Annotated in this window: 11 protein-coding genes; 6 read left to right on the forward strand and 5 right to left on the reverse strand. The window is 71.9% G+C overall.

Annotated features, from left to right (window positions below; genetic code table 11):
• Positions 1–166: 166 nt before the first annotated feature.
• The 3 genes from ACRAKF_RS25390 to ACRAKF_RS25400 form a co-directional block, all read right to left on the reverse strand.
• Positions 167–394 (reverse strand): DUF3107 domain-containing protein, encoded by a 228-nt coding sequence (locus ACRAKF_RS25390; protein ID WP_194138286.1) that lies wholly within the window; start codon positions 392–394, stop codon positions 167–169.
• A 140-nt stretch (positions 395–534) separates the two neighbouring features.
• Positions 535–1,176: a TetR/AcrR family transcriptional regulator gene (locus tag ACRAKF_RS25395; protein ID WP_447039815.1), complete on the reverse strand. Its 642-nt coding sequence runs from the start codon at positions 1,174–1,176 to the stop codon at positions 535–537.
• Between the two features lie 149 nt (positions 1,177–1,325).
• Positions 1,326–1,547, reverse strand: coding sequence for a hypothetical protein (locus tag ACRAKF_RS25400; RefSeq protein WP_447039816.1), 222 nt, complete (start codon positions 1,545–1,547; stop codon positions 1,326–1,328).
• A gap of 193 nt (positions 1,548–1,740) precedes the next feature.
• On the opposite strand from ACRAKF_RS25400, the gene ACRAKF_RS25405 reads away from it, so the two are divergent.
• From ACRAKF_RS25405 to moeZ, 6 genes are all read left to right on the forward strand, one after another.
• Entirely contained in the window at positions 1,741–2,808 is a 1,068-nt protein-coding gene (locus ACRAKF_RS25405) for an alpha/beta fold hydrolase (RefSeq protein WP_447039817.1), read from the forward strand.
• 86 nt (positions 2,809–2,894) lie between these two features.
• Positions 2,895–4,178, forward strand: a complete 1,284-nt coding sequence (locus ACRAKF_RS25410) for a DUF3152 domain-containing protein (protein WP_447039819.1) — start codon at positions 2,895–2,897, stop codon at positions 4,176–4,178.
• Positions 4,179–4,441: 263 nt separating this feature from the next.
• Positions 4,442–6,247: a DUF3492 domain-containing protein gene (locus ACRAKF_RS25415; protein ID WP_447039821.1), complete on the forward strand. Its 1,806-nt coding sequence runs from the start codon at positions 4,442–4,444 to the stop codon at positions 6,245–6,247.
• On the forward strand, positions 6,244–7,512 hold the full coding sequence (locus ACRAKF_RS25420) for a hypothetical protein (RefSeq protein ID WP_447039822.1): 1,269 nt from the start codon (positions 6,244–6,246) through the stop codon (positions 7,510–7,512). Before ACRAKF_RS25415 ends, ACRAKF_RS25420 begins: the two co-directional genes overlap by 4 nt.
• Before the next feature lie 145 nt (positions 7,513–7,657).
• Positions 7,658–8,611, forward strand: a complete 954-nt coding sequence (locus ACRAKF_RS25425) for an NAD-dependent epimerase/dehydratase family protein (protein ID WP_447039823.1) — start codon at positions 7,658–7,660, stop codon at positions 8,609–8,611.
• Positions 8,612–8,794: 183 nt separating this feature from the next.
• Positions 8,795–9,973 (forward strand): adenylyltransferase/sulfurtransferase MoeZ, encoded by a 1,179-nt coding sequence (gene moeZ, locus ACRAKF_RS25430; protein ID WP_447039824.1) that lies wholly within the window; start codon positions 8,795–8,797, stop codon positions 9,971–9,973.
• Positions 9,974–10,050: 77 nt separating this feature from the next.
• Here moeZ and ACRAKF_RS25435 read toward each other — a convergent pair whose 3' ends face one another.
• A complete protein-coding gene (locus ACRAKF_RS25435) occupies positions 10,051–11,619 on the reverse strand; it encodes an alpha/beta hydrolase (RefSeq protein ID WP_447039825.1) in 1,569 nt (522 codons plus the stop codon).
• Between the two features lie 71 nt (positions 11,620–11,690).
• Positions 11,691–13,238 (reverse strand): alpha/beta hydrolase, encoded by a 1,548-nt coding sequence (locus ACRAKF_RS25440; RefSeq protein ID WP_447039826.1) that lies wholly within the window; start codon positions 13,236–13,238, stop codon positions 11,691–11,693.
• Positions 13,239–13,322 lie beyond the last annotated feature (84 nt).

Consider the following 13,322-nt stretch of genomic DNA (forward strand, 5'->3'; position numbering starts at 1 on the left):
AAACAACCCTCCATGATCGGGCGTCCACCACTTCATCCCGTACGACTGTCATCTCGTACGGCTGTCGCCTCGTACCGCCGTCAGCTCGTACCGCAACGCACAAGTACGGCCCGGTGGTTGTTGTCACCGGGCCGTACTTGTGCGTTGCGTCCTTGAGGGCGCGGTACTACAGGGCGCTGAAACCCACCTTGCGTGCGGTCGGCTCACCGAGCTCGACGTACGCGAGGCGGTCGGCCGGAACCAGGACCTTGCGGCCGTGGTCGTCCACGAGGCTCAGCAGCGGCGACTTGCCGGTCAGCGCCTCGGACACCGCGTGCTCGATTTCCTCGGCGCTCTGGCCGCTCTCCAGCACGATCTCGCGGGGCGCGTACTGCACGCCGATCTTGACCTCCACGGCTTTGTCCCTCCGACGGTCAGACTGTGCGCGGCCGTCCGCGCCGTACCCAGCACACATTAGCCCGGTGCGGGGACGGGTACGGACGCCGTCGTGAACGCCGGTAGCGAACACGGAACGGGAACAAAACAGGCGGGAGGTCAGTGGCCCTCGGTGCCGTGCAGCGGGAAGCCCGCGATGCCGCGCCAGGCGAGCGAGGTGAGCAGTTCCACCGCCTTGGCGCGGGGGACCGTGCTGCGGCTGGCCAGCCAGTACCGCGCGACCACCTGGGAGTATCCGCCGAGGCCCACGGCGAGGAGCATCGCCTCGTCCCGGGGCAGGCCGGTGTCCTCGGCGATGACCTCGCAGATCGCCTCGGCGCACTGGAGGGTCACGCGGTCGACGCGCTGGCGCACCGCGGCCTCGTTCGTCAGGTCCGACTCGAAGACCAGACGGAAGGCGCCGCCCTCGTCCTCCACGTACGCGAAGTAGGCGTCCATGGTGGCGGCGACGCGCAGCTTGTTGTCCGTGGTGGACGCCAGGGCCGTGCGCACCGACTGGAGAAGTGACTCGCAGTGCTGGTCGAGCAGGGCGAGGTAGAGGTCGAGCTTGCCCGGGAAGTGCTGGTAGAGCACCGGCTTGCTGACTCCGGCGCGCTCGGCGATGTCGTCCATCGCGGCCGCGTGGTAACCCTGTGCGACGAAAACTTCCTGCGCCGCGCCGAGAAGCTGGTTGCGCCTGGCCCGTCGCGGCAGGCGGGTGCCCCGTGGACGGGCCGCCTCTGTCTGCTCGATGGCTGTCACGCCGCCTCCCAAATCGTCCATGTGCGGTGAGCGCCGCGTCGCCATCGTACTTTTCGGTAACTGTGATGTGTGCGGTGCGGGCGCAGAATTTCACGGACCGGATGGCCACTGAATCTGTATACAGCGGGGCAAATACGGTCAGGCCTGCCTCAGCGGTAGTCGTCCTCGTCGATGGTGACGACGCGGGCCTGTTCGGCGACGTCGGCCTCGTTGGCCGTGCTCGGGTCCACGTCCGTCAGGGAGTCGTCCGAGGTCGGCGCCAGGTCGGTGTGCTGTTCGGCGGTGTCCGCCTCGGGCGCCTCCACGGCGGCCTCGGCGGGGGTGCTCTCTTCCGTCTCGAAGGTCTCGGGATCGGTCGGGTCGACACTCATCTGTGGCTCTCTTCCCTTGCGGTGCTTGTTGGCCCTTTCGTGGTGCGAGTGCCCTCCTCGCCCGCTTCGCATGAGCCTTTCGCCCGCTTTCTCTGAGCGTAGGAGCAACCCGGGTGGGGCGCTACGCGGTCCATGCGCAATCTGTGACAGCGAACACGTGAACTACCGCGTGATCGTCTCGTAACATTGCCGCATGTCTTCGACCGATCTGCCGAATCTGCTGGCCACCACGGCGTCGCCCAAGCCGGGCACCGTGGCGGTCGCGGACGGTGAGCGGCTCGACTCCGTCGGTCTTCCCGGGCTCTCGCTCACGGTGCGTTCCCGGCCCTCGGTCCGTCCCGGTCTCGAACCCGCGCTGTACGTGCACGGACTCGGTGGTTCCTCGCAGAACTGGTCGGCCCTGATGCCGCTCCTGGAGGACGTGGTCGACTGCGAGGCGATCGACCTGCCGGGATTCGGGGACTCGCCGCCACCGGACGACGGCGACTACTCCGTCACCGGGCACGCGCGCGCGGTCATCCGCTATCTCGACGCCCGCTCGCGCGGTCCCGTCCACCTCGTCGGGAACTCCCTGGGCGGCTCCATCACCACCCGCGTCGCCGCGGTCCGCCCCGACCTCGTCCGTACGCTGACGCTCGTCTCGCCCGCGCTTCCGGAGCTGCGCGTGCAGCGCTCGGCGGTGCCCACCGGGCTGCTCGCGGTGCCGGGCGTCGCGGCGCTCTTCACGCGGCTCACCCGGGAGTGGACGGCCGAGCAGCGGGTGCGCGGCGTGATGGGGCTCTGTTACGGCGATCCGGGCAAGGTGACGCAGGAAGGTTTCGACGCGGCGGTGCGGGAGATGGAGCGCAGGCTTCAGCTCCCCTATTTTTGGGACGCGATGACCCGTTCGGCGCGCGGCATCGTCAACGCGTACACGCTGGGCGGCCAGCACGGACTGTGGCGGCAGGCCGAGCGGGTGCTCGCACCGACCCTGCTCGTCTACGGAGGGCGCGACCTGCTCGTCTCGTACCGGATGGCACGCAGGGCGGCGGCCGCCTTCCGCGACTCGCGGCTGCTCACGCTGCCGGACGCGGGCCACGTGGCGATGATGGAGGATCCGCAGACGGTGGCCACGGCCTTCCGCGAACTGCTGGCCGACACCAACGACGCTCACGCCACCAACGTCGACGACACCAACGACGCCAACGACACTGCTGGGCAGAGCGGCCCGCGCACGGAATCCTCCCGCACGGAATCCTCGCGCACGGAATCAAGGAGCTGAGGCGGCACGTGGGACGGCACAGCCGCCGGGGTCCGGCAGACACGACTGACAACACGAGCACCCCTGATGCGCCACCGTCGCAGCGCGTGGGCCCGCAGGCGGGTCCTGGCCCGGGCCGCCGCAGACGCGCGCAGGCGGGGGAGGAGACGCCGGCGCACGGCACCCCCGCCTCTTCGTACGGCACGCCTCCGCACGGCGTGCCGCAGGCCCGCGGTGGGCACCCCGAGCAGCGGGAGACCGGTGGCGGCTGGGGTGAGGTCGGCGGTATCGGCGCCCAGTCGCGCAAGGGGCCCGCTCAAGCGCCGCCGCCCGCCGGGCCGGGACGCCGCGGGCAGGGCCCCCGCCAGGACTACGTGGCCGCCTTCTCCGAGGGAGACGCGCGGACGCGGGGGCCTCTCGGGCCGCCGCCGCCCCGCGACCCGTACGCCTCCGTCACGGCGTGGGACGACGTCGAGCCGCGGCCCGAGTCCGACGCGTTCTTCGCCGCTGACGGCGATCTCGGCGACGGCAGCGACGGGAACGGCGGGAAGGGCCGGAAGGGCGGGAACGGCGGGAAGGGCCGGCGGAGCCGCCGCGCCTACGCGGGCTTCGCGGCCGCCACGGTGACCACCGTGCTCGCGGTCGTCGTGGCCGGCCAGGTCGCCGGCGGCGGGGACGGTGCCGACAACCGGCCCCGGGCAGCCAAGGGCGGCGGTGACCGTGACACCGACGATCCCGCGTCCCGTTCGGACGAGCGGAGGAAGCCGGCCAAGGCGCCGGAGGCGCCCCCGGTGACGTACCAGCAGAAAATGGACGAGAAGTACCCGCTGGACGCGAAGATGAAGGCGTCCGGCGACTTCGAGGTCGCGCCCGGATTCCAGAAGGCCCCCGGAAAGGGGCAGCGGTACCGGTACCGCGTCGACGTGGAGAAGGGGCTCGGTCTCGACGGTTCGCTCTTCGCCGACGCCGTGCAGAAGACCCTGAACGACGAGCGGAGTTGGGCCCACGGGGGCGCTCGTACCTTCGAGCGGATCACGTCGGGGAAACCCAATTTCGTCATCACCCTGGCGAGCCCGGGAACGACCGCGACCTGGTGCGCGAAGTCAGGGCTCGACACCACCCAGGACAATGTCTCCTGCGATTCCGCGGCGACGGAACGCGTGATGATCAACGCCTATCGCTGGGCGCGGGGCGCGAAGACGTATGGCGACGCCATCTGGCCGTACCGTCAGATGCTGATCAATCACGAGGTCGGCCACCGGCTGGGTTTCAACCACACGGACTGCACCAAGAACGGCGATCTCGCGCCCGTCATGCAGCAGCAGACCAAGTTCCTCGACCACGACGGCATCAAGTGCAAGGCGAACCCCTGGCCCTTCCCCAAGGGCTGACCCTCGCGACGCTGCCCCTTTTCGCCGCTCCCCGGGCCCGCGAGGAGCTGGCCGCAACCTGACTCTCCGTAGCGAAAACAGGCCGTGGAGCGGCTATAGCGCGACGGAACGCTACCGACGCGAGAAAGTTACGACCGTTCACCCCTTTTGGTGGCGCGATGGACAACCGTCCGTCGCGCCACCGCCATGACCGCATACGTTCGTCCCGCTGCGAGCCGCCGGACCAACGGCGGCTCCCCAAACGGGAGATCGGGGGTGCACTCGTGCGCGTCGCGCTGCTTACTGAGGGTGGCTATCCGTATCTGAGTGGTGAGGCAACGCTCTGGTCCGACCGGCTCGTACGCGGTCTCGAACAGCATGAGTTCGACGTCTACGCGCTCAGCCGCAGCGAGCGCCAGGAGGCGCGGGGGCGCGTCGAACTGCCACCCAACGTCGTCCGGGTGCGGACGGCTCCGCTCTGGACCGCCGACGACCGGGCGCTCCATGGGGCGGGCCCGCGGGGCGGGCGGGGACGCAGGGCGCGGCGGCGCTTCCTGGAGTGCTTCTCGGAGCTGGTGGACGTGGTGTGCCACTGCGACGATCCGGGCTCCGGCGGGGGCATCGGCCCCGGCGCGGGCGTCGGCTCTGGCGCGGGCTCCGGCTCCGGCGCGGGCGTCGGCTTCGGCTCCGGTGGCTCCGACGACGTGGCGGACCGTTTCAGCAACGCGCTGTACGGCCTCGCCGAGCTGGCCCGTACGCAGGGCGGCCTCGTCGACGCCCTGCGCTCCGAGGTGGCCGTGCGCACGCTGGAGCGCGCGTGCCGTGCGCCCGGCGCGCTGCGGACCGCCCGCGCCGCCCGCGTGCCCGACCTGCTCGCCGCCGCCGGGCACATGGAGCGGGCGCTGCGACCGCTCTCCCTCGACTGGTACGAGGACGAAGCGCTCGGCTCGGCCGACCTCTGCCACGCCACGGCCGGCGGCCCGACGGCGCTGCCGGGTCTCCTCGCCAAGCACTTCGCGGGAGTCCCGCTCCTCGTGACCGAGTACGGCGCGCAGTTGCGCGCGCACTACCTCGCCGCGGGCGAGACGGACCTGGGCGCACCGGCGCGGGCCCTGCTCGCCTCCTTCCACGGCCGCCTCGCCGCCGAGGTGTACCGCGAGGCCGCGCTCATCACCCCGGGCAACACACACGTACGGCGCTGGCAGGAGCGATGCGGCGCCGACCGGGCCAAGCTGCGCACGGTCTATCCCGGCATGGCGGCCGACCGCTTCACCGAGACCGGCGAGCGGGGCTACGACGACCGTGCCGCCGACCCCCGCACGCTGCTCTGGGTCGGCCGCGTCGAACCGGCCAAGGACCTGATCTCGCTGCTCCACGCCTTCGCCGAGGTCCGCGGGGCGGAGCCCGGGACGCGCCTGCGGATCGTCGGGGCGCCCGCCGAGGGCCACGAGGCCGAGGAGTACCTCGCGCAGTGCCGGGCGCTGGCCGCGCAGCTCTTCCCCGACGAGGCCGACGGCGCGCACGCCGTCGGCGACAACCCCGTCTCCTTCGAGGAGCTCGGCGGACCCGAGCTGCCCGACCTCGCCGACGCGTACGCCGCGGGCGGCGTGGTGGTGCTCTCCAGCGTCGTCGAGGGCTTCCCGATCAGCCTGGTCGAGGCCATGTTCTGCGGGCGCGCGACCGTCTCCACGGACGTCGGCGCGGTCGTGGAGGTCATCGGCGGTACGGGACTCGTCGTACCCCCGCGCAACCCGCGGGCGCTCGCGGAGGCGTGCGTGGCGCTCCTGCGCGACCCCGCGCGTCGCGAACGCCTGGGCGCGGCGGCGCGGGCGCGCGCCCTCGAACTCTTCACCGTCGAGCAGAACGTCGCGGCATTTCGCGGCATTTACCTGGAGATCGTCTCGCACTGCCCGGTGCGCCGTGACGCCGTGGACGAGACGGGCGAGCCGGTGCCCTTCGCCAACCCGGCGGAGGCCCACGTGCCGGGCCGCTGGGCGGGCTCGGCGCCCGTTCCGGAGCCGGCCGGGGTGCCCAGCTGGGCCGAGCGGGAGGACGACGAGCGCGAGCAGTTGAAGGGGGCGACCGTATGACGGGCCCAGAAAGTACGGGCGGGGCGGTGGACGACGCACCGCGGGCCCCGGCGGCCCGTCCGGAGGCGAGCCGTCCGCCGGGGGCCACGGCCACGGCCACGGCCGGGCGGTGCGCCGGAAGTCCCGGCAAGGCCTCGCGCCGCGGTGCCGCCGACCCCGTGAAGGCGCTGATGCACCAGCACCACGAGCTGTGCGCACGCGCCATCGACCCGCTGGAGATCGCGGCCGGCCTGGAGGCGCGCGGACTGAGTGACCGGGCGGCCGCGCGCTACCGCCACCGGGACGTGTTCTCGCTGGCCGAGGAGATGTACGCGCGCGTGCCCCGCGACGACGACACAGCAGTCGCCCCTTCCGGCGCCGGAGCCGACGTACGCCATGGGCCGGAAGCGGCGCGCGGATGGGCCCTTCTCGCACTGCTGCCCGGTAGCGCGGCCTGCGCGGCGACGGTGGCCGCGCCGCGGGTGGGCGAGGGCGCCGCCCGGCTCGCGGTGGTGCTCGGCGGCGCGCTCGCCGTGGCCCTGGCGCTGTGGTGCGCCCTGCGGCGCGGACCGCTGCGCGTCACCACTCGCCGGACATCCGCCACGCGCGCGTGGGCGCGTTGGTTTCCCACGTCCACGCGCGCGTGGACGTGCTGGCTCGTCGCGTACGGGCTGCTCGGCGACGCCCTGCTGAGCGGCGCGGTCGCCGGCGGCCCCGACGGGCCCAGTGATCTCTGGGAGCCGCCCGCCGTCGCGCCGGTCCTCGCCCTGACGTGCGCCGTCGCGCCCGCGGCCTGGTGCGCCCGGCTCTTCGCCGTACGGGCCGGACGGCGGCTCCGCGCCAGCCGCGGCCTCGACGAGTTCGCCTCCGCCGTACGCCCGTTGCTGTTCGGCGTGGTCACGCTGTTCCTCGGCGCGCTCGCCGGGCTGCTCGCGGCGGCCTGGGCGGTGCTCGGCGGAGCCCGTGCGGGGCTCGTCGGGGCCGGGGCGCTCGGCGCGTTGCTGTTCCTCGCGCGACTGCTCGCCGCGCACGGCTTCCACCGCGCCCCCGCCCTGCTCCTCGCGGCGGTGGGCGCCTGCGAAGTCACCGCGCTCGCCCTGGTGTTCGCGGGCCGCCTGCCCGGCTGCGACGCCCTGGCCGCGCCCGTCACCGCCGCCGTCGACTCCTGGGGCCCCGGCGTCGTACCGGCCGCCGCGTGCGGTGCCGCCGCCCTCGTCCTGCTGGCCCACGCGGCGAGAACCCTGACCCTGGCCTCGGCCCACGCACGCTCCGGCACCGCGCCATGAGCCGCCCCACCGGCCACGACAACTCCCGCGGGGCCGACACCGCGGGCGCCTTACCCCGTGATCCACGGCACCATCCCGAAGGAGAAAGCCAGATGACCACCCGCAGTCGCCTCCGCCCGCGAGCGGCCACCCCGGGAGGCGCCCGATGAGAGTGCTGCTGATCGGAGCCAATGGATACCTCGGCCGCTTCGTCGCCGACCGGCTGCTCGCCGACCCGGCGGTGCAGCTCACGGCGCTCGGCCGCGGCGACGACTCGGACGTACGGTTCGACCTCGCCAGCGGCAGCCCAGGTGCGCTCACCCGGTTCCTGAACGCCGTCCACCCGGGCGTAGTGATCAACTGCGCCGGTGCGACCCGGGGCGGTGCCCGCGAGCTGACCCGGCACAACACCGTCGCCGTCGCCACCATCTGCGAGGCCCTGCGGCGCAGCGGCTGCGGGGCACGGCTGGTGCAGCTCGGCTGCGGCGCCGAGTACGGCCCGAGCCAGCCGGGGTCGTCGACCGCGGAGGACGCGGTGCCGAGGCCCGGCGGGCCGTACGGCGTCAGCAAGCTGGCCGCCACCGAGCTGGTGCTCGGCTCCGGGCTCGACGCCGTCGTCCTGCGGGTGTTCTCGCCCGCGGGGCCCGGCACGCCCGCGGGCTCGCCCCTCGGGCGGCTCGCCGAGGCCATGCGGCGGGCGATGCAGTCCGGGGACGGCGAGCTCAAGCTGGGCGGCCTCGGCGTGCAGCGGGACTTCGTCGACGTACGCGACGTGGCGAGGGCCGTGCACGCCGCCTCGCTCTCCGCCGCGCAGGGCGTCGTGAACATCGGCTCCGGCCGTGCCGTACGGCTGCGCGAGGCGGCCGCCGTGCTCGCCCGCGTCGCGGGGTACGGCGGAGCCCTGCACGAACTCGACCAGGTGTCCGTACGGCCCGTCATCGGCCATCCCCGCGGCGAGCCGGACCACGGCGGGCCCGCCGTGTACCCGTACCCGGACGGCTGCGGAAGCTGGCAGCAGGCCGATGTGCGCACCGCCCGCGACCGGCTCGGCTGGCGGCCCCGCATCAACCTGGAGGAGTCCCTCGCCGACATCTGGATGGAGGCCGCTTGCCGCATCTGACCAGGACCTAGCGGCGGGCCGCGGCGCTCGACCGCTGCCCCACCAAGTGCGCCGGGCTGTCGGCGGCCCGGCTGGTGGGACGGGATCGTCTCGCGTATCGGAACAGGTATCTCGGAATGAAGAAGGGCGTGGCAGTGTTACGTGCAGAACAACCGTTCCGCACAACCGACCAACGGAGTCCCCGTGTCGCTGCCACCCCTGGTCGAGCCAGCCTCTGAGCTCACCGTCGACGAGGTCCGCAGGTACTCCCGCCACCTGATCATCCCCGACGTCGGGATGGACGGGCAGAAGCGGCTGAAGAACGCCAAGGTGCTGTGTGTCGGCGCCGGTGGCCTCGGGTCGCCGGCGCTGATGTACCTGGCCGCGGCCGGTGTGGGCACGCTCGGCATCGTCGAGTTCGACGAGGTCGACGAGTCCAATCTGCAGCGTCAGATCATCCACAGCCAGGCGGACATCGGCCGCTCCAAGGCGGCGTCCGCCAAGGACTCGGTCCTCGGCATCAACCCGTACGTGAACGTGATCCTCCACGAAGAGCGGCTCGAGGCCGAGAACGTGATGGACATCTTCAGCCAGTACGACCTGATCGTCGACGGCACGGACAACTTCGCCACGCGTTACCTGGTCAACGACGCGTGCGTGCTGCTCAACAAGCCGTACGTCTGGGGCTCGATCTACCGCTTCGACGGCCAGGCCTCCGTCTTCTGGAGCGAGCACGGGCCGTGCTACCGCTGCCTGTACCCGGAGCCCCCGCCGCCCGGCATGGTCCCGTCCTGCGCCGAGGGCGGCGTCCTCGGCGTGCTCTGCGCGTCGGTCGGCTCCATCCAGGTCAACGAGGCCATCAAGCTCCTCGCGGGCATCGGCGAGCCGCTCGTCGGCCGCCTGATGATCTACGACGCCCTGGAGATGCAGTACCGCCAGGTCAAGGTCCGCAAGGACCCCGACTGCGCGGTCTGCGGCGAGAACCCCACCGTCACCGAACTCATCGACTACGAGGCCTTCTGCGGCGTCGTCTCCGAGGAGGCCCAGGAGGCGGCGGCCGGTTCGACGATCACTCCCAAGCAGCTCAAGGAGTGGATCGACGAGGGCGAGAACATCGAGATCATCGATGTCCGGGAGATCAACGAGTACGAGATCGTCTCCATCCCCGGCGCCAAGCTGATCCCGAAGGACGAGTTCCTCATGGGGTCCGCGCTCGGCGGCCTTCCGCAGGACAAGAAGATCGTCTTGCATTGCAAGACGGGTGTCCGCAGTGCGGAAGTCCTCGCCGTGCTGAAGTCCGCGGGCTTCGCGGACGCGGTCCACGTGGGCGGCGGCGTGATCGGCTGGGTCAACCAGATCGAGCCCGAGAAGCCGATCTACTAGACGTGGCACAGGAGGGGCCCCGCACCTGATGGTGCGGGGCCCCTCTTCGCGCTACTTCGCTCTTCTCGCTCTCCTCGCTAGGACTCGCAGACCTTGCCGTCCTTCGGGGTCTTGCCGTCGAGGAGGTAGTCGTCGACCGTGTCGTCCACGCAGTCGCTGCCGTTGCCGTACGCCCCGTGGCCCTCGCCCTTCCAGGTCACATGGATGCCGACGCCCTTGCCCAGCTCGTCCGCCATCTTGCGGGCGCCCTCGTAGGGGGTGGCGGGGTCGCCGGTGTTGCCGACGACCAGGATCGGGGCGGCGCCCGGGGCGCTCACCTCGGGGGAGTCGTGCAGCCCGGCCACCGGCCATTCGTAGCACCAGCCGGCCGTGTCCCAGCCCAGGAACTCCCCGAAGACCGGTGAGATGTCCCGGAACTCGTCGAGGCGCTTCTTCGCCTCGGCAGGAGTCGCCCGCGCCTTGGCGTCGCGGCAGGAGATGGCCCGCTGCGAATGGCTCTGCGTGCTGTACTTCCCCGAGGGGTCGCGTTCGTTGTACGCGTCGGCGAGCTGGAGCAGCGACGAACCGTCGCCCTTGTCGGCGTCATCGAGGGCGCGGGTCAGCGCGGGCCAGGTCTGCTTGCTGTAGAGCGTGACCAGGATGCCTGTGCTGGCCAGGGACTCCGTCAGCTTCCTGCTGCCGGAGGCGCGCATCGGCTCGGCGTCGAGCTTCTCGAAGAGCTTCGCGATCTTCGCCGTGCCCTTGTCGGGGTCCTGGCCGCGGGACGTGAAGTAGTTGTCGAGGGCACGCTGGAAGCCCCTCGCCTGGTTCTTGGCGTGGCCCACGGAGTCCGCGCTCGGGTCCACCACCGCGTCGAACGCGAGGCGGCCGACGCGCTCAGGGAACAGGTGCGCGTACGTACCACCGAGCTCCGTACCGTACGACACGCCCATGTAGTGCAGCTTCTCGTCGCCGAGGACCTGACGCATGAGGTCCATGTCGCGGGCGGCCTCGACCGTCGACACATGCCCGATGACCTTCTTCGCACCGCGTGCACAGCCGGCGCCGAAGTCCGCGGCGTCCTCGAAGTACGTCTTCTCCTCGGCCGCGGTGTCCGGCGTGAGGTCGACCTTCTGCTCCGCGGCCTGCGTCGCCCTGTCGTCGCGGCACCGCACGCCCTCACTGGCCGCCACCCCGCGCGGGTCGAAGCTCACCAGGTCATACCGCTCGCGCAGCGAGCCGTACATGTCGGCGAAGGAGGGCAGCCCGGAGACGCCCGAGCCGCCGGGGCCGCCGAAGTTGAACAGCAGGGAGCCGATGCGCTCGCCCTTGCCGGTCGTACGCCCGCGGATCAGGGCGACGCCCATCGTGTCGCCGTCCGGCTCGGCATAGTCCACCGGGACGTCGAGCGTCGCGCACTGCCATCCCGAGCCCGGCGCCGTCCCACCTTCGGGCGCCTCGCAGCGGTCCCAGTCCAGCTTCTGCGAGGTGAGCGAGGCGGGCAGGGTGGAGGAGGGGTCGGGCTTCGGTCCCGGATCCGGGGCGGACGCCGACGGGTTCTTCGCGTCGTCCTCCCCGTCGTCGGACGAGCCGCCGCAGCCGACGGCGAGCCCCGCCGTCAGCACACCGACGGCGGCCAGGGCCACGGACCGTACGAAACGCCGCATCGCGCGCTTCCCCCCTTGTAAGACAGTCAAGCCATAGTAGGCGGGGCCACTGACAGTGACCGGAGTGGGCTTCAGGAGCAGACCGTTCCGCTCTTCGGGACCGTTCCGTCCAGCAGGTAGCCGTCCACGTTCCTCCGTACGCACGGGTTCTTGCTGTCGTACGCCCCGTGCCCCTGCCCCTTGTACGTCAGCTCGACGCCGACGTCCTCGCCGAGGGCCCGCGCCATCTCGCGCGCGCCCGCGTACGGCGTGGCGGGGTCGCCGGTGTTGCCGATGACGACGATGGGCGGCGCGCCGTCGGCACTCACGTCCGGGTGGTCGGCCTGGCCGACGACCGGCCAGTCGGTACAGCCGGTCATGCCCCACGCCAGGTAGTCGCCGAACAGCGGGGAGGCCTCGCGGAACTCGGGGAGCTTCTTCTCGACGTCCTCGGCGGAGTAGCGCTGCTTGTCGTCCGCGCAGTTGATGGCGACGTTCGCGGCCTGGAGGTTGCTGTACCGGCCGTCCTCGTTGCGCCCGTTCATCGAGTCGGCGAGTGCCATCAGGACCCTGCCGTCGCCGGCGTAGGCCTCTTCGAGCCCCTGGGTGAGGTACGGCCAGAAGTCCTTGGAGTACAGGGCCTGCGCGATGCCGCTGGTGGCGGCGGTCTGGGTCAGCTCGCGCGGCGGGATGCCGCTGATCGGCCTGCCGTCCAGGTCCTTCAGGAGCTTCGCGATCCGGTCCTTGACGTCCTGCGCCGAGTCGCCGACCGGGCATTCGTCCTCCTGGGAGGCGCAGTCCTCGGCGAAGTTGTCGAGCGCGAGCTGGAACCCCTTGGCCTGGCCCAGCGAGCTCTGCTCGGCGTCCTGGGTGGGATCGACGACCGCGTCGAAGACCGCGCGGCCCACCTTGTCGGGGAACAGGTGCGCGTAGACACCGCCCAGTTCGGTGCCGTACGAGATGCCGAAGTAGTGCAGCTTGTCGTCGCCGAGCACCTGCCGCATCAGGTCCATGTCGCGGGCCGCGTCGGTGGTGCGGACGTGGGGGAGCGTACGGCCGGAGTTCTTCTCGCACGCGTCGTTGAAGGCCTTGACGTTGGACATGAGCTTCTTGCGCTCGTTCTCGTCGTCGGGCGTGGCGTCCTGCTGGAAGTACTCGTCGAGCTGCTCGTCGTCCTCGCACGTGACGCCGTCGCTGCGGCCGACGCCGCGCGGGTCGAAGCTCACCAGGTCGTAGCGGGTGCGCAGCTTGGCGTACTCCTCGCCGAAGGCGGGCAGCGTGGTGACGCCCGAGCCGCCGGGCCCGCCGAAGTTGAAGATCAGCGAGCCGATGCGCTTGTCCTCGGCGCCACCGGCGGCGGCCTTGATCAGCGCGATGTCGAGCGTGTCGCCCTCGGGCTCCGACCAGTCCAGGGGCGCCTTCATGGTGGCGCACTGCCACTCGGCCCCGCCCGGCAGCGGGGACGGGGCGTCACCTCCGCCCTCGGCGGCGCTGGGCGAGGGGCAGTCCTTCCAGCTCAGCTTCTGCTTCGACAGGTCCTGGTCCTTGGCCTCCGAGTCGCCGCCACAGGCCGCGAGCGTCGAGGACAGGAGCAGGGCTGCGGCCAGAGCGGTGGCGCGTGGCTGGGTCCGTGTGAGCATGTGCCCATCCTGCGGCGGCTCCTGACGGGGCGCTCGGGGCGCGGGCCGTGCGGGTGAGGAACCGTGCCTCTAGGAGGGGGCCGC

Source organism: Streptomyces sp. DSM 118878 (genome assembly GCF_052936595.1).